General features: G+C 73.3%; 20 protein-coding genes. 10 read left to right on the top strand and 10 right to left on the bottom strand.

What is annotated here, in order from left to right; genetic code table 11:
• Positions 1–264 precede the first annotated feature (264 nt).
• Positions 265–1,011: a GntR family transcriptional regulator gene (locus AB0411_RS37290; RefSeq protein ID WP_366421675.1), complete on the bottom strand. Its 747-nt coding sequence runs from the start codon at positions 1,009–1,011 to the stop codon at positions 265–267.
• 17 nt (positions 1,012–1,028) lie between these two features.
• Entirely contained in the window at positions 1,029–2,378 is a 1,350-nt protein-coding gene (hmgA, locus tag AB0411_RS37295) for a homogentisate 1,2-dioxygenase (protein ID WP_366421676.1), read from the bottom strand.
• A 159-nt stretch (positions 2,379–2,537) separates the two neighbouring features.
• On the opposite strand from hmgA, the gene AB0411_RS37300 reads away from it, so the two are divergent.
• From AB0411_RS37300 to AB0411_RS37325, 6 genes are all read left to right on the top strand, one after another.
• Positions 2,538–3,194 carry a TetR/AcrR family transcriptional regulator gene (locus tag AB0411_RS37300; RefSeq protein ID WP_366421677.1) on the top strand — a complete coding sequence of 219 codons (657 nt, stop codon included), beginning with the start codon at positions 2,538–2,540 and terminating at the stop codon, positions 3,192–3,194.
• 207 nt (positions 3,195–3,401) lie between these two features.
• A complete protein-coding gene (locus AB0411_RS37305; RefSeq protein WP_366421678.1) occupies positions 3,402–4,856 on the top strand; it encodes a CitMHS family transporter in 1,455 nt (484 codons plus the stop codon).
• Positions 4,857–6,125 (top strand): MFS transporter, encoded by a 1,269-nt coding sequence (locus tag AB0411_RS37310; protein WP_366421679.1) that lies wholly within the window; start codon positions 4,857–4,859, stop codon positions 6,123–6,125. It begins immediately after the preceding gene.
• Between the two features lie 164 nt (positions 6,126–6,289).
• Positions 6,290–7,684, top strand: coding sequence for an aldehyde dehydrogenase family protein (locus tag AB0411_RS37315; RefSeq protein WP_366421680.1), 1,395 nt, complete (start codon positions 6,290–6,292; stop codon positions 7,682–7,684).
• 101 nt (positions 7,685–7,785) lie between these two features.
• Positions 7,786–8,868, top strand: a complete 1,083-nt coding sequence (locus tag AB0411_RS37320; protein ID WP_366421681.1) for a Zn-dependent alcohol dehydrogenase — start codon at positions 7,786–7,788, stop codon at positions 8,866–8,868.
• Positions 8,869–9,397: 529 nt separating this feature from the next.
• Positions 9,398–10,162 (top strand): SDR family oxidoreductase, encoded by a 765-nt coding sequence (locus AB0411_RS37325; RefSeq protein WP_366421682.1) that lies wholly within the window; start codon positions 9,398–9,400, stop codon positions 10,160–10,162.
• Positions 10,163–10,218: 56 nt separating this feature from the next.
• Here the strand turns inward: AB0411_RS37325 and AB0411_RS37330 are convergent, their stop codons facing one another.
• Positions 10,219–10,866, bottom strand: a complete 648-nt coding sequence (locus AB0411_RS37330; protein WP_366421683.1) for a TetR/AcrR family transcriptional regulator — start codon at positions 10,864–10,866, stop codon at positions 10,219–10,221.
• Positions 10,867–10,940: 74 nt separating this feature from the next.
• On the opposite strand from AB0411_RS37330, the gene AB0411_RS37335 reads away from it, so the two are divergent.
• A complete protein-coding gene (locus AB0411_RS37335; RefSeq protein ID WP_366421684.1) occupies positions 10,941–12,092 on the top strand; it encodes an acyl-CoA dehydrogenase family protein in 1,152 nt (383 codons plus the stop codon).
• 121 nt (positions 12,093–12,213) lie between these two features.
• The gene (locus tag AB0411_RS37340; protein WP_366421685.1) at positions 12,214–12,864 is read left to right on the top strand and encodes a TetR/AcrR family transcriptional regulator; all 651 of its coding nucleotides are present in this window, start codon (positions 12,214–12,216) and stop codon (positions 12,862–12,864) included.
• Between the two features lie 72 nt (positions 12,865–12,936).
• On the opposite strand, the gene AB0411_RS37345 is transcribed toward AB0411_RS37340, so the two are convergent.
• Positions 12,937–13,398, bottom strand: a complete 462-nt coding sequence (locus AB0411_RS37345) for a MaoC family dehydratase (protein ID WP_086720986.1) — start codon at positions 13,396–13,398, stop codon at positions 12,937–12,939.
• A 191-nt stretch (positions 13,399–13,589) separates the two neighbouring features.
• Here AB0411_RS37345 and soxR point away from each other — a divergent pair, with 191 nt between their 5' ends.
• On the top strand, positions 13,590–14,156 hold the full coding sequence (gene soxR / locus AB0411_RS37350) for a redox-sensitive transcriptional activator SoxR (protein ID WP_366421686.1): 567 nt from the start codon (positions 13,590–13,592) through the stop codon (positions 14,154–14,156).
• Positions 14,157–14,207: 51 nt separating this feature from the next.
• Here the strand turns inward: soxR and AB0411_RS37355 are convergent, their stop codons facing one another.
• The 5 genes from AB0411_RS37355 to AB0411_RS37370 form a co-directional block, all read right to left on the bottom strand.
• Complete coding sequence (locus tag AB0411_RS37355) at positions 14,208–15,650, bottom strand: amidase (protein ID WP_366421687.1); 1,443 nt, start codon at positions 15,648–15,650, stop codon at positions 14,208–14,210.
• Between the two features lie 94 nt (positions 15,651–15,744).
• Positions 15,745–15,858 (bottom strand): MFS transporter small subunit, encoded by a 114-nt coding sequence (locus AB0411_RS38200; RefSeq protein ID WP_437044494.1) that lies wholly within the window; start codon positions 15,856–15,858, stop codon positions 15,745–15,747.
• The gene (locus AB0411_RS37360) at positions 15,855–17,234 is read right to left on the bottom strand and encodes an OFA family MFS transporter (protein WP_366421688.1); all 1,380 of its coding nucleotides are present in this window, start codon (positions 17,232–17,234) and stop codon (positions 15,855–15,857) included. Before AB0411_RS37360 ends, AB0411_RS38200 begins: the two co-directional genes overlap by 4 nt.
• A 22-nt stretch (positions 17,235–17,256) precedes the next feature.
• Positions 17,257–17,985 carry a 3-keto-5-aminohexanoate cleavage protein gene (locus tag AB0411_RS37365; RefSeq protein ID WP_366421689.1) on the bottom strand — a complete coding sequence of 243 codons (729 nt, stop codon included), beginning with the start codon at positions 17,983–17,985 and terminating at the stop codon, positions 17,257–17,259.
• Positions 17,986–18,075: 90 nt separating this feature from the next.
• A complete protein-coding gene (locus tag AB0411_RS37370) occupies positions 18,076–18,690 on the bottom strand; it encodes a hypothetical protein (RefSeq protein ID WP_366421690.1) in 615 nt (204 codons plus the stop codon).
• Between the two features lie 256 nt (positions 18,691–18,946).
• Between AB0411_RS37370 and AB0411_RS37375 the strand changes: the two genes are divergently transcribed.
• Positions 18,947–21,772: a penicillin acylase family protein gene (locus AB0411_RS37375; protein ID WP_366421691.1), complete on the top strand. Its 2,826-nt coding sequence runs from the start codon at positions 18,947–18,949 to the stop codon at positions 21,770–21,772.
• A gap of 74 nt (positions 21,773–21,846) precedes the next feature.
• Here the strand turns inward: AB0411_RS37375 and AB0411_RS37380 are convergent.
• On the bottom strand, positions 21,847–22,009 hold a 163-nt coding region (locus tag AB0411_RS37380; protein ID WP_437044497.1), incomplete at its 5' end, for a transposase.

The following is a 22,009-nucleotide window of genomic DNA, read 5'->3' on the forward strand; positions in this document are numbered from 1 at the left end:
GGACGTAAAGCGAAGCAGTCCCACACACCGGCCCCGCAGGCCCGTCACCGCACCCACAGCCCCGCGCAGCGGACCTGGCCCGCCGCAGGCGCAACCCACCGCACCAGCCCCGCGCAGCGGCACCGCAGCGGACCCGCCCGCCGCAGGCGCAACGGCGAGAAGCCCCCACGGCGGGAAAGCCAAAAACGGGGCGGAGGCAAAGCGCAGCGGGCGGCAAACGGCGAGCAACCCCCACGGCGGGAAAGCCAAAGACGGGGGAGACAGCTAGGCGTCCAACGTCACCGTGAACGAGAAGCGGTCCCCCCGGTAGTGGATCCGTGCGACGTCGACCACGCGGCCGTCGGCGTCGTAGGTGAGACCCGTGTAGTGCAGGATCGGGCTGAGCAGGGGGACCTCCAGCAGCCGGGCGGTTTCCGGGTCGGCCAGCCGTGCCTCGACGGTGTCGGTGATCCGGCTGATCCGTACGCCCACCGCGTCCCGCAGCACCTTCGTCATCGGCCAGCGCAGCAGGTCCGCCGGGTCGATCCGCGCGGCGACGTCGGGGTGCACGTAGTTGTGTGCGTGGTTGGTCGGTTCGCCGGTCTTCTCGTCGCCGCGGAGCCGGCGGAAGCCGGTCACCTCGGCGAGGCCGGGGAAGTGTGCGGCCAGTTCGGGGGGTACGGGGGTGGGGCCGTGCTCCAGCAGTTCGGTGCTCATCCCGGACTGCTGGGCGACGATGGTGTCCACGGAGCCCAGCAGCCGCACCGGCGACCCGCGCCGCGCGTCCGGCTCGATGAAGGTGCCGCGGCGCCGGTGCCGGCTGATCAGGCCCTCCGCCTCCAGTTCCTTGAGGGCCTGGCGCATGGTCAGCACGCTGACGCCGTAGTGCGCGGCGAGGGCGTCCTCGGTGGGCAGGCGCAGCGGGGCCTCGGGGGAGCGGCCCAGTATGGAGGCGCGCAACGACTGCGAGACCTGGTACCACAGCGGCAGCTTGCGGTTCAGGGCGAGCGAGTCGGGAGCGAAGGTGGTCACGGCGGCGTTCCCCGGTGTCACGGGCGGAAATGGCGCTGGAGACCCTGCCACACGTCGTCGTAGCCGTGCTGCAGATGCCCGGCGTCCCGGGCCTGTTCGGTCAGGGTCAGCGGCCAGCGGGTCTCGAACATGAAGGCCAGCCCGTCGTCGATCTTCTGCGGGCGCAGCTCGGCGGCGCTCGCCCGGTCGAAGGTCTCCCGGTCGGGTCCGTGCGCCGACATCATGTTGTGCAGCGAGCCGCCGCCCGGGACGAAGCCCTCCGCCTTGGCGTCGTACGCCCCCTCGATCAGCCCCATGTACTCCGTCATGACGTTGCGGTGGAAGTACGGCGGCCGGAAGGTGTCCTCGCCGACCAGCCAGCGCGGCGCGAAGGCCACGAAGTCCACGCCCGCCAGTCCCGCGGTGTCGGAGGGGGAGGTGAGGACGGTGAAGATCGACGGGTCGGGGTGGTCGTAGCTGATCGAGCCGATGACATTGAAGCGGCGCAGGTCGTAGACGTACGGGACGTGGTTGCCGTGCCAGGCGACGACATCCAGCGGCGAGTGGTCGTAGGTGGCCGTCCAGAGGGTGCCGCAGAACTTGTTGACGACCTCGACGGGGCCCTCGACGTCCTCGTAGGCGGCGACCGGTGCGCGGAAGTCGCGGGCGTTGGCCAGGCCGTTGGCACCGATCGGGCCCAGGTCGGGCAGTTGGAAGGGCCGCCCGTAGTTCTCGCAGACGTAGCCGCGGGCGGTCGGGCTCTGCCCGCCGTCGGGCGCGGCGTCCAGCAGCTCGACGCGGAAGCGGACGCCGCGCGGGATCAGCGCCACCTCGCCCGGTTCGGCGTGCAGCAGGCCGAGTTCGGTGCGCAGCAGCAGTCCGCCGCGCTCCGGCACGATCAGCAGCTCGCCGTCCGCGTTGCCGAACACCCGCCGTTCCATGGAGGTGTTGGCCTGGTACAGGTGGACGGCCATGCCGGTGCGCTGGGTGGCGTCGCCGTTGCCGCCCAGCGTCCACAGCCCGTCCAGGAAGTCGGCCGGGCCGGCGGGCTCGGGCAGCGGGTTCCAGCGCAGCCGGTTGGGGTCGGGGGTGCAGTCGGTGAACGGCGCCGAGCGCAGGGCGCCCTGTGCGGCGCGGACGAACGGCGGATGCGCGGCGGAGGGGCGGATGCGGTAGAGCCAGGAGCGGTGGTTGTGGTCGCGCGGTTCGGTGAACGCGGAGCCGCTGAGCTGCTCGGCGTACAGCCCGAGCGGTGCGCGCTGGGGCGAGTTGCGGCCCACCGGCAGGGCGCCCGGGACGGCCTCCGAGCTGTGCTCGTTGCCGAATCCGGTGCTGTACGCCAGCCCTTCGGCCGTCTTCCTCGCCTGCTCGTTGCCCGTGCCTGCCATCGCGTGCTCCCGCCGCTCAAGGAATCCTATGCAAGACCTTAGGATTGCCGTGGGGGGCCGTCAACGGAGACTCCCGGCCGCGTCGGCCGGATCGCGGTGGTCGGCCGGATCGCGCGAGGGCGGGCTCCGCCCGCCCGGCGGGGCGGGCAGGATGGACGGGTGCAGCAGCCGACCCCGCGCCCCGCGACACCGCCCGCCTCCCTGCGCCGCGCGCCCGTCCAGCGGCGCAGCGCCCAGCGCCTGGCCAGAATCCTGGACGCCTGCGCCGAAGTCCTGGAGGAGACCGGGTACGAGGAACTGAGCACCCGGGCCGTGGCCGGCCGCGCCGGCGTCCCGATCGGCTCCGTCTACCGCTTCTTCCCCAACAAGCGCGCCATGGCCGAGGCCCTCGCCCAACGCAACCTCGACGCCTACGCGGACCGCATCACCGCCCGGCTGGCCGGCCCGGACGACCGGCCGCTCCCGTGGCGCCGTGCGATGGACGTGGTGGTCGACGAGTACCTCGCCATGAAGCGGACGGTGCCGGGCTTCGCCCTGGTGGAGTTCACCGTCCCCGCCCCGCGCGCCGCACGCCAGGCCAACTACGAGGTCGCCGACCGGCTGCGCGCCCTCCTCGCCGGCCCGCTCGGCCTGGACGCCGGCGACGCGCGGCTGCGGACCGCCTTCCTGGTCGGCGTCGAGACGGCCGACGCGCTGCTCCAGCTCGCCTTCCGCAGCGACCCGGCCGGCGATCCCGCCATCGTCACGGAGACCAAGGAGCTGCTGCGGGCCTATCTGGGGCGCTATCTGGACGGGGCGGGCGCGGGGGACGGGTGAGGTGTCAGGGGTGAGGGCCGTGCGCCCGCCGGGCGGCGGCGGGGTGCCCCTTGTGCGCACGCCCGTCCGGGGAGATCCGTATTGACCTGGGGTTTTGCTCGTATTGCTCGCGCGTCAAGACCTTGTTAACAAAAGTTTGCGGGACCTAACGTCGCCTGAACTGCCACCCCCCGGCAGATGTTCAAGGGCGAACGTGAGGTACCCCCAATGCTGACAATCCTCGGATTCGTCATGATCGCCACCTTCCTGGTGCTGATCATGATGAAGAAGATGTCACCGATGGCCGCGCTGGTGCTCATCCCCGCGCTGTTCTGCATCCTGGTCGGACAGGGCGCGCACCTGGGCGACTACGTCCTCAAGGGCATCGGCGACCTGGCCCCCACGGCCGCGATGCTGATGTTCGCCATCATCTACTTCGGGGTGATGATCGACGTCGGTCTCTTCGACCCGGTCGTCCGCGGCATCCTGAAGTTCTGCAAGGCCGATCCGGTGCGGGTGGTGCTCGGCACCGCCCTGCTCGCCGCGATCGTCTCGCTCGACGGCGACGGCTCCACCACCTTCATGATCACCGTCTCGGCGCTCTACCCGCTCTACAAGCGGCTGAAGATGAGCCTCGTGGTCATGACCGGTGTCGCCGCCACCGCCAACGGCGTGATGAACACCCTCCCCTGGGGCGGCCCGACCGCCCGCGCCGCCACCGCGCTCAAGCTCGACGCCGGCGACATCTTCGTCCCGATGATCCCCGCCCTGGCCGTCGGCCTGGTCGCGGTCTTCGCCCTCGCCTACGTCCTCGGCCGCCGCGAGCGCAAGCGGCTCGGCGTCCTGACCCTCGGCGACACCCGCCTGGTGACCGAGGCCGCCGACGCGATGGAGACCGAGCAGGTCCTGGTCGGCGCGGGCGCCGGCGGCACGGGGGGCACCGCCGCCGGTACGCGGCGCGGCACCGGCGGCGCGGGCACCGACGCCGACGGGGACGCCGATGCGGCCACCGGCTCCGGCGGCCCGGCCGACGACGACGGCCTCCAGGTCCTGGACCCGCGGCGGGCCACCCTGCGGCCCAAGCTCTACTGGTTCAACGCCGCGCTCACCATCGCGCTGCTCACCCTGCTGATCCTCCAGGTCATGCCGATCCCGGTGCTCTTCCTCCTCGGCGCGGCCCTCGCCCTCACCGTCAACTTCCCGCACATGAAGGACCAGAAGGCCCGCGTCGCCGCCCACGCCGAGAACGTGCTCAACGTCTCCGGGATGGTCTTCGCCGCCGCCGTCTTCACCGGTGTGCTCACCGGCACCGGCATGGTCGAGCACATGGCGCGCTGGCTGGTCAGCGGCATCCCCGACGCCCTCGGCCCGCACATGGGCATCGTCACCGGCGTGCTGAGCATCCCGCTGACCTACTTCATGTCCAACGACGGGTTCTACTTCGGCATCGTCCCGATCCTCGCCGAGGCCGGCGCCGCCCACGGCGTGGCCCCCGTCGAGATCGCCCGTGCCTCCCTGGTCGGCCAGGCCCTGCACATGTCCAGCCCGCTGGTCCCCGCCGTCTACGTCCTCGTCGGCATGGCCAAGGTCGAGTTCGGCGACCACACCAAGTTCACCGTCAAGTGGGCCGCTCTGACCTCGCTGGTGGTCATGGGCGCCGGTGTGCTCTTCGGCATCCTCTAGATGACCGCCACCGGCACCGCGGGGCCCGGCAGGGGATGGCTGCTGCGCCTGGTCGTCACCTTCTCCTTCGCCCAGGGAGCGGTGAGCATGGCCAGGCCGGCCGTCTCCTACCGGGCCCTTGCCCTGGGCGCCGACGAGCGCGCCATCGGCGTGATCACCGCGGTCTACGCACTGCTGCCGCTGCTCGTCGCCGTCCCGCTCGGCCGCCGTACCGACCACGGCCGCTGCGCCCCGCTGCTGGTCGCCGGGGTGGCGCTGATCAGCGGCGGCTGCGCGCTCAGCGGGCTGGCCGGGTCGCTGCCCGTGATGGCCGCCTGGAGCGGGGTCATGGGGCTGGGCCACCTCTGCTTCGTCATCGGCGCCCAGTCGATCGTCGCCCGCCGCAGCGCCCCCGAGGACCGCGACCGTAACTTCGGCCACTTCACCATCGGCGCGTCCCTGGGCCAGTTGATCGGCCCGGTGGCCGCCGGGCTCGTCATCTCCGAGCACGACGGCCGGATGGCTGCGACGAGCGCCCGCGCCCTGCTCGTCTCCGGCGCCGTCGCCGCCCTCTCCTACGCCTCGCTCCGGCGCCTCGAACAGCGCGCCCGCGCCGCGGCGCCGGGCGTCCCGGGCCGCCCGGCCGGGCCCCCGGTCCCGGTGCGCGGCATCCTGCGCACCCGTGGCGTCCCGGCCGGCATCTTCATGAGCCTGGCCGTGCTCTCCGCGACCGACATCCTCACCGCCTACCTCCCCGTGATCGGCGAGGACCGCGCCATCGCCCCCACGACCATCGGCCTGCTGCTCAGCCTGCGGGCCGCGGCCACCATCGCCTGCCGGCTGGTGATGACCCCGATGATCCGGTGGCTGGGCCGCACCGCGCTGATGACCGGGAGCTGTGCGCTGGCCGGGCTGCTGTGCGGGGGTCTGGTGCTGCCCGTTCCGGTGCCGGCGCTGGCGGCGATGCTCGTCGCGCTCGGCTTCTGCCTGGGCGTCGGCCAGCCGCTGTCGATGACGACGGTGGTCCAGGCCGCCCCCGACCGGGCCCGCAGCACCGCGCTGGCGCTCCGCCTGACCGGCAACCGGCTCGGCCAGGTCGCCGCCCCCGCCGGCGCCGGACTGCTGGCCGGTCTCGCCGGCACCGCAGCGCCCTTCGTCCTGCTCGGGGCGCTGCTGCTGGCCTCCGCCGCGATGGCCGCCCGTACGGGACAGGCGCCCGCCGCGTCGTCCGCGCCGTCATGCGGCGTACGGCGTCCGCGCCCCACGGCAAGGCGGGATCCCCCCACGTGACCCCGGAATCCTGTGGGCCATCCGCCGGGGCGGGGGAGAACGGAGGGAGCCTGGGCTCGTGGCGACCGTCACCCCTCTGGGGCGCGGCGGTGCCCTGGCGCCCACAAAACTACCGGCGCTAGTTTGGGGGCGACGACCAGCAGCCGGCCCGGGAGGACCACGACGTGAAGCAGCACGACGCGATGTACATCGACGGAAGCTGGCGGCCCGCCGTGGGCGGCGGCACGATCGAGGTCGTCAACCCGGCCGACGAGCAGGTCATCGCCACCGTCCCGGCCGGCTCGGCACAGGACGTGGACGCCGCGGTCCGCGCCGCCCGCGCCGCGCTGCCGGGCTGGGCCGCCGCGGCACCCCAGGAGCGCGCGGCCCGGCTGGCCGCCCTGCGCGACCAACTCGCCGCGCGCGCCGAGGAGATCGCCGAGACCGTCACCGCCGAACTCGGCTCGCCGCTCGCGTTCAGCACGGCGGTGCATGCCGGGCTGCCGGTCGCGGTCTGCGGCTCGTACGCCGAACTGGCCGGCACCCACGCCTTCGAGGAGAAGATCGGCAACTCCACCGTGCTGCACGAACCGGTCGGGGTGGTGGGCGCGATCACGCCCTGGAACTACCCGCTGCACCAGATCGTCGCCAAGGTCGCCCCGGCGCTCGCGGCCGGCTGCACGGTCGTGCTCAAACCCGCCGAGGACACCCCGCTGGTCGCCCAGCTCTTCGCCGAGTGCGTCGATGCCGCCGGGATACCGGCCGGGGTCTTCAACCTCGTCACCGGGCTCGGCCCGGTCGCGGGCCAGGCGCTCGCCGAGCACGAGGGCGTCGACCTGGTCTCCTTCACCGGCTCGACGGCCGTCGGCAAGCGGATCGGTGCCCTCGCGGGCGCCGCGGTCAAGCGGGTGGCGCTGGAGCTGGGCGGCAAGTCCGCCAATGTCATCCTGCCCAGCGCCGACCTGCCCAAGGCGGTCGCGGTCGGCGTCGCCAACGTCATGGCCAACTCCGGCCAGACCTGCAGCGCCTGGACCCGGATGCTGGTCCACCGGGACCGGTACGACGAGGCCGTCGAGCTGGCGGCCGCGGCGGCCGCCAAGTACGTCCCGGGGGAGCGGGTCGGCCCGCTGGTCAGCGCCGAGCAGCGGGACCGGGTGCGCGGCTACATCGAGCGGGGCATCGCCGAGGGCGCACGGGTCGTGGCGGGCGGACCGCAGTCGTCCGCCGGGCCGGGCTACTACGTCGCGCCGACCGTCTTCGCCGACGTCACCCCGGAGATGACCGTCGCCCAGGAGGAGATCTTCGGCCCGGTCCTGTCGATCCTGAGGTACGAGGACGAGGACGACGCCGCCCGGATCGCCAACGGCACCGTCTACGGGCTGGCCGGCGCGGTCTGGGCGGGCGACGACGCCGAGGCGGTGGCCTTCGCCCGCCGGCTGGACACCGGCCAGGTCGACATCAACGGCGGCCGGTTCAACCCCCTTGCCCCGTTCGGCGGTTACAAGCAGTCCGGCATCGGCCGCGAGCTGGGCCCGCACGGGCTGAGCGAGTACCTGCAGACCAAGTCGCTGCAGTTCTGATCCGGCCGCGCGGCGGGGGACGGCCGAGGCCGCACCCCGCCGCGACGCCCGCCCTTCCCCGCCGGCCCTGCCGGCCAGCCCTCCGCACCGAGGAGTCCTTCGTGGTCCGCGCCGCCGTACTGTCCGCCGTCAACGCCCCGCTGCGGGTCGCCGAGATCGACCTGCCCGCGCCCGGCCCCGGCCAGGTCCGGATCCGGCTCGCCGCCGCCGGCGTCTGCCACTCCGACCTGTCCCTGTCCAACGGCACCCTGCGCCAGCCGGCCCCGGCCGTCCTCGGGCACGAGGGCGCCGGCACCGTCACCGCCGTCGGCCCCGACGTGACCACGGTGGCCCCCGGCGACCAGGTCGTCCTCAACTGGGCACCGTCCTGCGGCGACTGCCACTTCTGCGGCCTGGCCGAGCCCTGGCTGTGCGCCCGCGCCGGCCACGCCGCGGACGCTCCGTACGCCACCCTCGCCGCCGACGCCACCGACCTCTACCCCGGCCTCGGCACCGCCGCGTTCGCCGAGGAGACCGTGGTGCCCGCGCGGGCCGCGCTGCCGCTGCCGGACGGGGTGCCGCTCGCCGACGCGGCGCTGCTCGGCTGCGCGGTGCTCACCGGCTGGGGCGCCGTGCACCACAGCGCCCGGGTGCGTGCCGGGGAGTCGGTCGCGGTCTTCGGCGTCGGCGGGGTGGGCCTGGCCACGCTCCAGGCCGCACGGATCGCCGGTGCGGGGCCGATCGTGGCCGTGGACGTCTCCCCGGCGAAGGAGGAACTCGCCCGCGCCGCCGGCGCCACCGAGTTCCTGGTGGCGGGCGACGACACCGCCAAGCGCATCCGCAAGCTCACCGGCGGCGTGGGAGCCGATGCCGCGGTGGAGTGCGTGGGCCGCGCCGACACCATCCGCACCGCCTGGTCGTCGACCCGGCGCGGCGGCCGCACCACGGTCGTCGGCATCGGCGGCCAGGACCAGCAGGTCGCCTTCTCCGCCCTGGAACTCTTCTACTTCGGCCGGACCCTCTCCGGCTGCGTCTACGGCAACAGCGACCCCGCCCGCGACCTCCCCGTCATCGCCCGGCACGTCCGCTCCGGCGCCCTCGACCTGTCCGCCCTGGTCACCGAGCGGATCGGCCTGGACGGCATCCCGGCCGCCTTCGACGCCATGCTGGCGGGCCGGGGAGGGCGGGCGCTGGTGGTGTTCTAGGAGCGTCCGGGGCGACGGGAACCTGGCCGGCTGCGAAGTGCTCTAGCAGAGCGAGCAGTGCCTACAGCGCAGACCAAGGAGTACAACCAATGTCCCTCTTGCGTAAGTTACGTGCGGCTGCCCTACTCGCTACCGCATTGACCGGTGTTTTCCTGTCCACCGCCGGCCCGGCCCACGCCGAGACGGTGTCCGGTGCCGCAGCCGCGAGCGGCCGCCTCGTGATCGCGTGCAATTGCGAGTGCAGTTGGTGAACCCGCCTGGCCTTCGATCGGCCGGCTGGGGAGCCGGTCGCGCGTGAAGGGCCCGGAGCCGAGTCGGCGGCCGACGCCGGCTCGGCCCCGGCCCGGTGAGCCGTCGCCGCGGAGCGGGTGGGTGCTCCGCGAGCGAACAAGCCCTCGGAAGCGATGTCCAGGGGGCGGCCGCCGTCGCGTGTGGCTCGAACCCGACGCCTGGGGGCACATCAAACTTAGGTGTGGCTAACCTCGTTGAGGTGGAGGGAGGCTCCGCGGCACACGAGCAGGGAGCGGGCATGGGACACCTCAGGGGGAAGGTCGCACTCGTCACCGGCGGCAGCCGGGGCATCGGGCGGGGCATCGCCGAACGGCTCGGCCGGGACGGCGCGCTGGTCGCCGTGCACTACGGCAGCAACGAGGCGGCGGCCGAGGAGACCGCCGCGGCCATCGCCGGGGCCGGCGGCCGGGCGTTCACCGTGGGCGCCGAACTGGGCGTGCCCGGCGACGTGGACGCGCTCATGGCCGGACTGGAGGCGGGGCTGCGCGCGCACGGGGAAGCGGCGATCGACATCCTGGTGCACAACGCGGGGCTCAACCTCATGGGGCGGCCGATCGAGGTGCTCACCCCCGGGGAGTTCGACCGGATGGTCGCGGTCAACATCAAGGCGCCGTTCTTCCTCACCCAGCGGCTGCTGCCGCGACTGCGCGACGGGGGCCGGATCATCAACATCTCGTCCGTCTCCACCCGTCTCGCCTCCGCCCACGGCATCGGCTATCCGCTCACCAAGGGCGCGCTCGAAGTCTTCAGCCACACCCTGGCCAAGTACCTCGGTCCCCGCGATATCACGGTGAATTCCGTCGCCGTCGGATTCACCCGCACCGACATGACCGCGGAGGTGCTGGCCGACCCGGCGCACCTGGAGCGCACCATCGGCCTGACCGCCCTCGGCCGGATCGGCCGGGTCCCGGACATCGCCGACGCGGTCGCCTTCCTGGCCTCCGACGACGCGCGCTGGATCACCGGCACCAGGATCGACGTCACCGGCGGGGCCGGCCTGTAGCAACCCCGGCGGCCGGGCCCGCGATGCGGCCGCGCGCCGGGCCCCGCGCGCCGCGGTCAGCCGCCGTCCGGCGGCAGGAGTTCCGGGTGCTGCAGCGCCAGGCCGTCCACCAGCGCCCGCAGCCCGGTCTCGAACGCGCCCTCGTCCACCTGGCGCTGATGCTCCGCCAGGAGGTGGGCCTGGCCCAGGTGCGGGTAGTCGGCGGGGTCGTAGGCGCCCGGGTCGTCCACGAAGCCGCGGGCGAACGAGCCCAGCGCGGATCCGGCCACGAAGTACCGGACCATGGCGCAGACCCTGGTGGCCTGGGCGGGCGGCCAGCCCGCCCGGACCATCCCGCCGAACGCCGCGTCGGCCATCTTCAGGCCGGCCGGGCGGCGGCCGGGGCCCTGGGCGAGGAACGGCACGATCTGCGGGTGCGCGGCGAGCGCCGCGCGGTAGGAGCGGGCCCAGTCGAGGAGCCCGGCGCGCCAGTCCGCGCCCGCCTCGAAGCCCGACACGTCGACCTGGGCGATGACCGTGTCGGCCACCGCGTCGAGGATCTCGTCCTTGGTCGTGAAGTGGTTGTAGAGGGACGGCCCGCTCACGCCCAGCTCCGCCGCCAGGCGCCGGGTGGAGAGCGCCGGCAGCCCTTCGGAGTCGATGAGCGCCAGCGCCGTGGAGACGATGCGCTCGGGGCTCAGGAGGGGCTTGCGGGGTCGGGCCATGCCGCACATAGTAGAGGCCGCCCAACAAAAACTAGCAGTGCTAATTAACTGCTCTCGTCCACAAGGGGCCCGAGATGAACCTGGAGCTCAGCGCGGAGCAGACCGCGGTGCGGCAGCTCGCCGAGGACTTCGCCGCCCGCGAGATCGCCCCGTACGCCACTGCCTGGGACCGCGCCGAACAGGTCGACCGCGGCATCGTGAAGAAACTCGGCGGCCTCGGCTTCCTCGGGCTCACCGTCCCCGAGGAGTACGGCGGCTCCGGCGGAGACCACCTCTCCTACGTCCTGGTCACCGAGGAGCTGGGCCGCGCCGACTCCGCGGTGCGCGGCATCGTCTCGGTGTCCCTGGGGCTGGTCGCCAAGACCGTCGCCGCCTGGGGCGACGAGGAGCAGAAGCGGACGTGGCTGCCGCGGCTCACCTCCGGCGAGGCGGTCGGCTGCTTCGGCCTCACCGAACCGGGCACCGGCTCCGACGCGGCCCGCCTCGCCACCCGGGCGGTCCGGGACGGGGACACGTACGTCATCGACGGGACCAAGATGTTCATCACCAACGGCACCTGGGCCGATGTCGTGCTGCTCTTCGCCCGTACCGGCGACGCACCCGGACACCGGGGCATCAGCGCCTTCCTCGTCCCGGCGGACAGTCCCGGCCTGGCGCGCCGCGAGATCCACGGCAAGCTGGGGCTGCGCGGCCAGGCCACCGCGGAACTCGTCCTGGACGGCGTACGGGTCCCGGCCGCCGCCATGCTGGGGCCCGAGGGCAAGGGGTTCTCGGTCGCCATGTCCGCGCTGGCCAAGGGCCGGATGTCGGTGGCCGCCGGCTGTGTGGGCATCGCCCGGGCGGCCCTGGACGCCGCGCTCGGCTACGCGGGCGAGCGCGAGCAGTTCGGCAAGCCCATCGCCCGGCACCAGCTGGTGCAGGAGCTGATCAGCGACATCGCCGTGGACGTGGACGCCGCGCGCCTGCTGACCTGGCGGGTCGCCGATCTGATCGACCGCGGCGAGACGTTCGGCACCGCCGCCTCGAAGGCCAAGCTGTTCGCCTCGGAGGCCGCGGTGCGGGCCGCCAACAATGCCCTCCAGGTCTTCGGCGGCTACGGCTACATCGACGAGTACCCGGTCGGCAAACTGCTGCGGGACGCCCGGGTGATGACCCTGTACGAGGGCACCAGCCAGATACAGAAGCTGGTCATCGGCCGCGCGCTGACCGGGGTCTCCGCGTTCTGACCGGCCCGTCCCCGGGAGCCGGGCCGCCCGCCCGCCAGTCCTAAGCGCTTGCTCAGCGGCGCGATATGGTGTTCGATCCGTCAGTGGAGGGTCCCTGGCGGATCGAGGAGCGGGGTACGCGATGGGTGCGGCGGCGGAGCGGGCCGAAGAGGAGAACCAGGAGTGGGCCGGGGTGACCCCCGATGCCGCCCGGCGCCTGGTCGGCGCGGCCGTCGAGGCCTTCGCCGAGCGGGGCTACCACGCCACCACCACCCGGGACATCGCGGGCCGCGCCGGGATGAGCCCGGCCGCCCTCTACATCCACTACAAGACCAAGGAAGAGCTGCTCTACCGCATCAGCGGCATCGGCCATGAAAAGGCGCTGCGCATCATGGGTGCCGCCGCCGGGGCCGAGGGCAGCGCCACCGAGCGTCTCCGTGACGCCGTGCGCACCTTCGCCCGCTGGCACGCCGAGCACCACACCACCGCCCGGGTCATCCAGTACGAGCTCCAGGCCCTGAGCCCCGAGCACTACACCGAGATCGCCGACCTGCGCCGGCGGACGGACCGGTTGCTGCGGCAGATCATCCAGGACGGCGCGGACAGCGGGGAGTTCCGGGCCGACGACGTGCCGGGCACCACGCTCGCGGTGCTGTCGCTGTGCGTGGACGTCGCCCGCTGGTTCACGGCCCAGGGCCCGCGGACGCCCGACGAGGTCGGCACCCTCTATGCCGACCTCGTGCTGCGCATGGTGGGCGCCCCGGCGGACCGGGCCGGCTCCCGCGGCGCGTAGCCCCTCCGGACGGGTGGGCCGGACCGCCGGGACCCGGGTGTGCCCCGGGGCCGCGGCCCGGCCGTCGCCCGGCTAGAGGTAGAAGCGGCTGACCGTCTCCGCGACGCAGACCGGCTTGTCGCCGCCCTCGCGCTCGACCGTCACGACGGTGGCGAGCTGGACGCCGCCGGTCACCTCGGTCACCTCGGCGATCCTGGCCGTGGCGCGCAGCCGTGAGCCGACCGGGACGGTGGCGGGGAAGCGGACCTTGTTGGTGCCGTAGTTGATGCCCATCTTCACGTTGTCGACCCGCATCAGCTGCGGTACGAGCGCGGGCAGCAGCGACAGTGTCAGATAGCCGTGCGCGATGGTGGTGCCGAAGGGGCCGGCCGCGGCCTTCTCCTGGTCCACATGGATCCACTGGTGATCGCCGGTGGCCTCCGCGAACAGGTCGATCCGCTTCTGGTCGATCTCCAGCCAGTCGCTGGTGCCCAGCTCCTCACCGACTGCGTTCCGCAGCTCGTCGAGCGATCCGAACACTCGGGGCTGTGCCATCTTCGTCCGCCTCCTCGGGATCCGTCCGCCGCTGCCGCGCACCGGCCGACGCTTACTAAGCGCTTGCTCAGCATGCTCAGTGCGGGTACCCGCTGTCAACGCCCGGGGAGCGCCCGTCCGGGGCCCGTCGGGCACCGTGCGTCCGGCCCCGCGGACGACGGGACCGGGCGGGCACGTCCTAGGGTGGAACCGTGCCCCAGCTTCCGTACAAGGTTCATGAACTCACCGTCGGCCAGCTCTCCGCGCGCAGTGGTGCCGCGGTCTCCGCGCTGCACTTCTACGAGTCCAAGGGACTGATCAGCAGCACCCGGACGGCGGGCAACCAGCGTCGCTACACCCGGGACGCGCTGCGCCGGGTCGCGTTCGTGCGGGCGGCGCAGCGGGTGGGGATCCCGCTCGCGGTGATCCGGGACGCGCTGGCGGAGCTGCCCGACGCCCGCACGCCCAACCGCGAGGACTGGGCCCGGCTCTCCGAGGTCTGGCGCTCCGAGCTGGACGAGCGGATCAGTCAACTCGTCGAGCTGCGCGACCGGTTGACGGACTGCATCGGCTGTGGCTGTCTCTCGCTGCAGACGTGCGCGCTGTCCAACCCGTACGACAACCTCGGCGCGCAGGGGCCGGGCGCCCAGCGACTGCGGGTCGACCACGGCGCCCGGGACCCGGAGGGGGCGCAGCGGCGCGCCGGCGGCGAGCAGCGGCCCGCGGGGGGCCGGCAGGGCGAGCGGGACACGCAGGGGTGCTGCCCGGACGGGCCGTGAGCGCGGGTGCGCCCGCCCCGGACGGGGCGGACGCACGGACTCCGGAGTCCGTCACCACATGGGCGGGGTGCGGCCCGCCCACGGCCGGGCCTGCTCCAGCTGCGCCGACAGCGCGATCAGGGTGGCCTCGTCGCCGTAGCGCCCGGCCAGCATCACCCCGATCGGCAGGCCCTCGGCGTTCCACTGCAGCGGGACGCTCACCGCGGGCTGGCCGGTGGCGTTGTAGAGCGCGGTGAACGGCGTGAACGCCCCGATGGCGGCGAACTCGGCCTGGGGATCGGCGTCGTTGCGCAGGTGGCCGACCGGGACCGGGGGCGAGGCCAGCGTCGGCGAGAGCAGCACGTCGTAGCCGGTGCCCGCCGGCATCAGGCCGTCCGCGACGGACTGGGCGAGGAGCCGGAAGGCGTACATCGAGCGCGCGAAGTCCGTGCCGGAGACCTCGGCGCCACGGGCCCGCAGATGGCGGGTGAGCGGCATCAGCAGCTCCTCGTGCTCCGGCGGCAGCGGGCGGTTGGTGGCCAGCACCGACCAGACGCGGGTGAAGGCGTGGAGGATGCCCTCGTCGGCCGGCAGGGACAGCTCCTCCACGTCGTGGCCGAGCCCGGTCAGCAGCGCGGCGGTGTCGGTGGCGGCGGTGCGGCAGTCGGGGTGGACCTCGATCCCGGGTACGGGCGCCTCGGTGAGGCAGGCGATCCGCAGCCGTCCGGGGTCGCGGCGGGCGTGGTCGGCGAAGGTCTCCCCGGGCGGCAGCGGCGGCGCCGCGAACGGGTCGCCGGGCATCGGGCCCGCCATGACGTCCAGCAGGGTGGCCGCGTCGGCGACCGTACGGGCCAGCGGGCCCGAGGTGGCCAGTCCGGAGATGTCGTGCAACAGCGGTCCGGGGCTGATCCGGCCACGGCTGGGCTTGATGCCGAACAGCCCGCACACGGAGGCCGGGATGCGGATCGAGCCGCCGCCGTCGCTGGCGTGCGCGAGCGGTGCCAGGCCGCCGGCCACCGCGGCGGCCGCCCCGCCGCTGGAGCCGCCCGCCGAGCGAGTCGGGTCCCATGGGGTGCGGGCGGGGGGTGCCAGGCCGTTCTCGGTGTAGCAGGGCAGCCCGAATTCGGGGGTGTTGGTCTTGCCGAGCAGGACGGTGCCGCCGGTGCGCAGCTTCCGGACGACATGGTCGTCGACGGTCGGCACGTGCTCGGCCAGTGCCCGGGACCCCATCGTGCAGCGCACCCCGGCGACCTGGTTGAGGTCCTTCACGGGGACGGGGACGCCGTGCAGCGGGGGGAGCGCGCGGCCCTCGCGGCGGGCCGCGGTGGCCTCGCTCTCGGCGTCCGAGGCCTGTTTGCGGGCTATCTCGGGGGTGCGGGTGAGGAACGCGCCGAGTGCGTCGTCGAGCCGCTCGATCCGCGTCAGATAGTGCTCGGTGAGATCCACGGGGGAGAGCTCACCCGACCGGATCCCTTCGGCCTGTTCGAGCGCGGTCAGATCGTGCAGGTCGGCCATGGACGTCCACCCTCTCCTCGGGCTGCCGGCCCGGCGCTGGTGCCGGACCCGGCAGGAGGGCCGCCGCCGGCCGGGCGCGGTGCCGGCGCGGGGGTCAGCCCGTGAACAGTTGTTTCAGTTTGAGGGTCAGCTCGTAAAGGCCGTATATGAACGGGATGCCCACCCAGAGCCAGACGAGGACGAACAGGAGGGCGCGGCGGGCGGTCACTGGCCGGCTCCCTTCGGGGCGGCCGGCTCGTCGGCCAACTGCCCGCCGGATGCGGGTGGTTGGTGATGCCGGGGGTGGACGGGGCGGATCAGCTCGTTGGCGGCGAAGCCCACTGCCAGCAGGCCGATCATGATGAAGAGCGAGGTGGTGTAGAGGTCGGGTCCGCTGCGGCCGGCGGACTTCGCGCCGTCGGCGACGGCGTTGACGATCAGCGGGCCGAGGATGCCGGCGGTGGACCAGGCCGTCAGCAGCCGGCCGTGGATCGCGCCGACCTGGTAGCTGCCGAACAGGTCCTTCAGGTAGGCGGGGACGGTGGCGAAGCCGCCGCCGTAGAAGGAGAGGATCACCATGGCGCAGGCGATGAACAGGGGCTTGGAGGTGTCGCCGGTCAGCGCGATCAGCAGGTACATCAGGGCGCCGGCGCCGAGGTAGAGCCGGTAGACGTTCTTGCGGCCGACCAGGTCGGAGGCGGCGGACCAGCCGATCCGGCCGAGCATGTTGGCCAGCGAGAGCATGCCGACGAATCCGGCGGCCGCCGGGGCGCTCACCGGGGCCGCGGTGTGCGCGAAGAAGTCGGAGAGCATCGGGGCGGCCTTCTCCAGGATGCCGATGCCCGCCGTGACGTTCGTGCACAGCACGACCCACAGGCACCAGAACTGCGGGGTGCGCAGCGCGCTGCGGGCCGAGACCTGGGCGGTGGTGACGAGCGGGCGGGCGGCCGAGGCTCCCGCCGGCGCCTCGGCGGGCGGCCGCCAGTCGTCGGCGGGGACCCGCACCAGCAGCACCCCGAGGGTCATGAAGACGGCGTAGACCAGGCCCATGACCAGGAAGGTCCGCGCGATGCCGGAGGTGTCCGACCCGAGGGTGCCGAGCAGCCCCGTGGACCAGGGGGAGGCGATCAGGGCGCCCCCGCCGAAGCCCATGATGGCGATGCCGGTGGCCATCCCGGGGCGGTCGGGGAACCACTTGATGAGGGTGGAGACCGGGGAGATGTAGCCGATGCCCAGGCCGATGCCGCCCAGGAAGCCGTAACCGAGGACGACCAGCCAGAACCGGCCGGCGGCCGCGCCGAGGGCGGCGACCAGGAACCCGGCGGCGAAGCAGACCGTCGAGACGCACATCGCCCAGCGGGGGCCGCGGCGTTCGACGAGGGTGCCGCCGAACGCGGCGGACAGGCCCAGCATCACGATGGCCAGCTGGAAGGGGAGTGCCGAGGCCGTCCCGGAGAGGTGGAGGGCGGACTCCAGGGGCGGTTTGAACACGCTCCAGGCGTACGCCTGTCCGATGGCGAGGTGGATGGACAGGGCGGCGGGCGGGACGAGCCATCGGCTCCATCCCGGCGGGGCGGCGGTGCGGGATCGGGCGAGCGCGCGCATGCGGCGGAACGTACCCCGCGCCTCACCCTCCCGGAAGACCGCGCACCAAAGCCGTTGCGGCACGGACCAGTTGGGCGTTGGAGGCGGCCGGCCGGCCGTCGAGCAGCAGGAGGGTGTCCTCGAGGCCGATCCGGGTGTCCAGGCGCAGCTCGGCGGCCAGCCGCAGCACCGGCCAGGCTCCGCCGTCCTGGCCGTGGAGGAGCACCGGGCGGCGGGGCGCGGCGCCGGTCACGGCGGTCAGCAGGGCGCGCGCGGTGGCCGGCGCGGAGCCGGCGCCGGAGTCGGTCACCTCGGCCAGCACCCGCAGGACCCGCGGCGCGAGCGGGGAGCGGGCGAACGCCTCCGCGCCGTCCGTGCCCGACCAGACGCCGGCCTCGACGCCGATGCCGCGCGCCAGCAGGGCCGCGGCGACGGCCTCGGCGCCCGGCTCGTGCCAGTTCACCGAGGCGTGGTCGGGCAGCACCGTCCAGGACCCGATCCGCTCCGCCCGGCGCGCGGGATCCGGCTCGGCCCAGGCGCCGGTCGTCACCCCGACCGGGACGTCCACGGCATCGCGGACCGCCTCCAGGGCGGCGGCCACCACGCTCGGCGCGAGCGAGTCGCGGCCGCACGGGGTCTTGGGGTGGACATGGACGTCGTCGGCACCGGCCGCCACCGCCTGCCGCGCGGCATCGGCGAGGGCGGCCGGTGACATCGGCACCGCCGCGGAATCGGCCGCCGTCCGGGGGCCGTTGAGACAGACCTGCAGCATCCTCCGATGATGACAGCAGGGTCCGGCAGTGCGCCCGGTCCGTGGCGCCCCGGGGGTGCGGCGGTGCCCGGCGGCCTTGTCCGGCGCCGGTCAGGCCGCCGCGAACGCCCCCGCCCCGTGCAGCCGGTCCGCCGCGCTCAGCGCCTCGTGCGTCAGCACCGACACCGGGGCCAGCACCCCGCACTGCCCGCAGGCGGGGCCGGGTGCCGCGGTGTCCGCCGTCTCCGCGAGCCAGGTGAAACGGGTGCCGCCGCACACCGGGCAGTCACGCCGCGGCCGCCCCGTTTCCATCGCCACGATCATGCGGCGCAGGACCACCGCGAGACGGGCCGCGGGGTGCCGTTGCGGCGACTCGCACGGCACGATGTCACAGCCGCCCCAGGTCCGCCGGTGCCATTCGTCGATCGCGCCGGGCTGCCGGATGCCGTCGTGCTTCTCCTTGCGGCGCCGGGCGGCGAACTCCTCCTCGTACGCGAGCCAGAGGGTACGGGCCTCTTCGAGCTCGGCGAGCGCGGCCACCAGCCGCTCCGGATCGGGGTCGCGGTCCTGGGTGGCGATACCGGCCCGGGTGCACAGGTGATGCCAGGTCGCCCGGTGCCCGTAAGGGGCGAAGCGTTCAAGGCACTTGCGCAGGGCGGTGCGCCGCTGGGCCGCGACGAGTCGTGGATTGCGGACCTGTTCTGCGAGGGCTCTGAAACCGGCCATTTCATCCCACCTCCGTGGGGAGGATCCGACTGGACGGGGATGGGACGTAGCCGATCGCCGAATGGATCCCTCGAATTTCCTTGCGGTTTTTCGGGGGCGATGTCCGAGGTGTCATGGCCGCGTCCACAGAATCTCCGCCGGGAGAGGAAAAGTTGACTGTTGTTCATCTTCCGGCCGGGGATAACCGCCGGTAACGTCCCGCCCAGCCTTCCCCGAGCTCGCGACGAGCAGGGGGGACCCCCACCGAGGAGCAGCAATGCGACGACGTACCGGAAGGCTCAGGACCGCCGCCGCGGCGGCCCTGTTCGCCTTGGGTGCCACGCTCTTGGCACCGCCCCCCGCCGCGGCCGCGACCGCCGCACCCGAGGACGCCCACGACTACTGCCAGGGCCAGTGCGGCGACATCCTGCCGCCCGGCGCCACCGGCAACGCCACCTTGGTGGAGATCCTCGGCAACAAGCTGTTCGGCACCCACCCCGAGCACTCCACCGACCAACTCGGCCCGTACGGCGCGCTGGCGAGCGGCTACCAGTCGCTGACCGACGACACCCTCTCCCGGTTCTTCAACGACGCCTCCTTCGGCGTCCCCCAGGACCAGGTCGGCAAGGTCACCGCGCCCCGCAGCGACGTGACCATCACCCGGGACAAGAAGACCGGGGTCCCGCACATCAAGGGCACCACCCGCTACGGCACCGAGTACGGCGCCGGCTACGCCGCGGGCCAGGACCGGCTCTGGCTGATGGACCTCTTCCGTCACATCGGACGCGGCGAACTGACCTCCTTCGCCGGCGGCGCGCTCGCCAACCAGGGCCTGGAGCAGCAGTTCTGGCCGCAGGCGCCGTACACCGAGGCCGATCTGCAGGCCCAGGTCGACAATATCCGCGACTCCAACGGCGAGCGCGGCAAACTGGCCATGCAGGACGCCCAGGCCTACGTCGACGGCATCAACGCCTATCGCGAACAGTCCAAGAACGGCCGCTACTTCCCCGGTGAGTACGTCCTCACCGGCCATGTCGACGCGATCACCAACGCCGGGGAGATCCAGCCCTTCAAGCTCACCGACCTGATAGCGCTCGCCTCCGTCGTCGGCGGACTCTTCGGCAACGGCGGGGGCGGCGAGGTCCCCTCGGCCCTCGCGCTGCTCTCCGCCCAGCAGAAGTACGGCGTCGAGAAGGGCACCGAGGTCTGGGAGTCCTTCCGGGAGCGCAACGACCCCGAGGCCGCCAAGACCCTGCACGACGGCAGCAGCTTCCCGTACGCGGTCAAGCCGGCCAGGGCGAAGGGCACCGCGCTGCCCGACCGCGGCTCGGTCACCCCCGAACCGCTGGTCTTCGACCGCTCCGGCGCGGCCACCGTCAAGAGCGGGACGCCGCCGCGCGACCCGGTCAAGGCCCCGGAGAAGTACAAGAAGCTGGAGGGCCTCTTCAAGGACGGGGTGCTGCCCAAGGGGAGCTTCGACCCCACCCAGCACCGCGGGATGTCCAACGCCCTGCTGGTCTCCGGCAAGCACACCGCCAGCGGCCACCCCGTCGCCGTCTTCGGCCCGCAGACCGGCTACTTCGCGCCCCAGCTCCTGATGCTCCAGGAGATCCAGGGGCCCGGCATCAGCGCCCGCGGCGCCTCCTTCGCCGGCGTCGGGATGTACGTCCAGCTCGGCCGCGGCCAGGACTACTCCTGGAGCGCCACCTCCGCCGGCCAGGACATCACCGACACCTACGCGGTCGACCTGTGCAACGCGGACGGCTCCGCGCCCACCAAGGAGTCCGCCTCCTACCGCTACCGCGGCGCCTGCGTCCCCATGGAGAAGCTGGAGCGCACCAACTCCTGGAAGCCCACCGTCGCCGACCCGACGGCGGCCGGCTCCTACCGGATGCAGGTCTTCCGGACGAAGTACGGGACCGTCACCCACCGCGCCACCGTCGACGGCAAGCCCGTCGCCTACACCGCGCAGCGCTCCACCTACCGTCACGAGGCCGACTCCATCATCGGCTTCCAGATGTTCAACGACCCGTCCTACGTCCGCGACGCCAAGACGTTCCAGCAGGCCGCCGGGCACATCGGCTACGCCTTCAACTGGTTCTACGCCGACTCCCGCGACGTCGCGTACTACAACAGCGGCCTCAACCCGGTCCGCAACCCCGACGTCGACCCCTCGCTGCCCATCAAGGCGGACGACGCCTACGAGTGGAAGGGCTACGACCCGGACACCAACACCACCGACTACACCCCGCCCGCCCAGCACCCGCAGTCCATCGGCCAGGACTACTACATCTCGTGGAACAACAAGCAGGCCGAGGACTACGACTCGGCGGGCTTCGGCAACGGGTCGGTGCACCGCGGCAACCTGCTGGACGACCGGGTGCGCGCACTGACCCGGGCCGGCGGGGTGACCCGGGCGTCGCTGACCCGGGCCATGTCCGAGGCCGCGGTCACCGACCTGCGCGGCGAGGACGTCCTGCCCGAACTCCTGCGGGTCGTGGGCAGCAAGCCCGTCACCGACCCCGAGCTGAAGACCGCGATCCAGCAGCTGGAGGCCTGGCGCAAGGACGGCGCCCAGCGCCGCGAGACCGCCGCCGGCTCGCACACCTACACCCACCCCGACGCGGTGCGCCTGATGGACGCCTGGTGGCCGCTGATGATCGAGGCGGTCTTCCAGCCGGGCCTCGGCGGCGACCTCTACGACGCACTGCGCGCCAACCTCGCCATCGACGAATCCCCGTCGGCCGGCCACGGGCCGACCGGGGGACACGCCGGATCGGCGTTCCAGTACGGCTGGTGGAGCTACGCGGACAAGGATCTGCGTGCGGTGCTCGGCGACAAGGTGGCCGGCCCGCTCGCGCAGCCGTACTGCGGCAACGGTGACCTGTCCGCCTGCCGCGACACCTTGCTGGCCACGCTCCAGCAGGCGAGCGGCAAGACGGCCGAGCAGGTCTACCCCGGCGACGACAGCTGCAAGGCCGGCGACCAGTGGTGCGCGGACGCGATCATCCACCGCGCGGTGGGCGGTCTGACCCACGACACCATCAGCTGGCAGAACCGGCCGACCTACCAGCAGGTCGTGGAGTTCCCGGCACACCGGTAGACGGAGCGCGGCACGACAAGGCCCCGGGGCGGCACGGCGGATTCCAGGGGTCGTTGCAACACGTGGTTGGTTGGTCAGGCCGCGAGCAGTTTATGCAGGCGCTCGGCTGGGGTTTCCCAGCCGAGCGTTTTGCGTGGGCGGCCGTTTAGTTCGGTGGCGACCGCGTCGAGGTGCTCACGGGGGTGGACTGCGAGGTCGGTGCCCTTGGGGAAGTACTGCCGCAGCAGACCGTTGGTG

This window comes from Streptomyces angustmyceticus, from assembly GCF_040701845.1.
GTDB lineage: Bacteria > Actinomycetota > Actinomycetes > Streptomycetales > Streptomycetaceae > Streptomyces > Streptomyces angustmyceticus_A.

Bases quoted from the DNA above. Each gene is read 5' to 3' on its own strand.
- hmgA (WP_366421676.1), bottom strand. From the start codon at position 2,378: ATGGCAGGCACGGGCAACGAGCAGGCGAGGAAGACGGCCGAAGGGCTG.
- AB0411_RS37305 (WP_366421678.1), top strand. From the start codon at position 3,402: ATGCTGACAATCCTCGGATTCGTCATGATCGCCACCTTCCTGGTGCTG.
- AB0411_RS37310 (WP_366421679.1), top strand. From the start codon at position 4,857: ATGACCGCCACCGGCACCGCGGGGCCCGGCAGGGGATGGCTGCTGCGC.
- AB0411_RS37325 (WP_366421682.1), top strand. From the start codon at position 9,398: ATGGGACACCTCAGGGGGAAGGTCGCACTCGTCACCGGCGGCAGCCGG.
- AB0411_RS37330 (WP_366421683.1), bottom strand. From the start codon at position 10,866: ATGGCCCGACCCCGCAAGCCCCTCCTGAGCCCCGAGCGCATCGTCTCC.
- AB0411_RS37335 (WP_366421684.1), top strand. From the start codon at position 10,941: ATGAACCTGGAGCTCAGCGCGGAGCAGACCGCGGTGCGGCAGCTCGCC.
- AB0411_RS37340 (WP_366421685.1), top strand. From the start codon at position 12,214: ATGGGTGCGGCGGCGGAGCGGGCCGAAGAGGAGAACCAGGAGTGGGCC.
- AB0411_RS37345 (WP_086720986.1), bottom strand. From the start codon at position 13,398: ATGGCACAGCCCCGAGTGTTCGGATCGCTCGACGAGCTGCGGAACGCA.
- AB0411_RS37355 (WP_366421687.1), bottom strand. From the start codon at position 15,650: ATGGCCGACCTGCACGATCTGACCGCGCTCGAACAGGCCGAAGGGATC.
- AB0411_RS37360 (WP_366421688.1), bottom strand. From the start codon at position 17,234: ATGCGCGCGCTCGCCCGATCCCGCACCGCCGCCCCGCCGGGATGGAGC.
- AB0411_RS37365 (WP_366421689.1), bottom strand. From the start codon at position 17,985: ATGCTGCAGGTCTGTCTCAACGGCCCCCGGACGGCGGCCGATTCCGCG.
- AB0411_RS37370 (WP_366421690.1), bottom strand. From the start codon at position 18,690: ATGGCCGGTTTCAGAGCCCTCGCAGAACAGGTCCGCAATCCACGACTC.
- AB0411_RS37375 (WP_366421691.1), top strand. From the start codon at position 18,947: ATGCGACGACGTACCGGAAGGCTCAGGACCGCCGCCGCGGCGGCCCTG.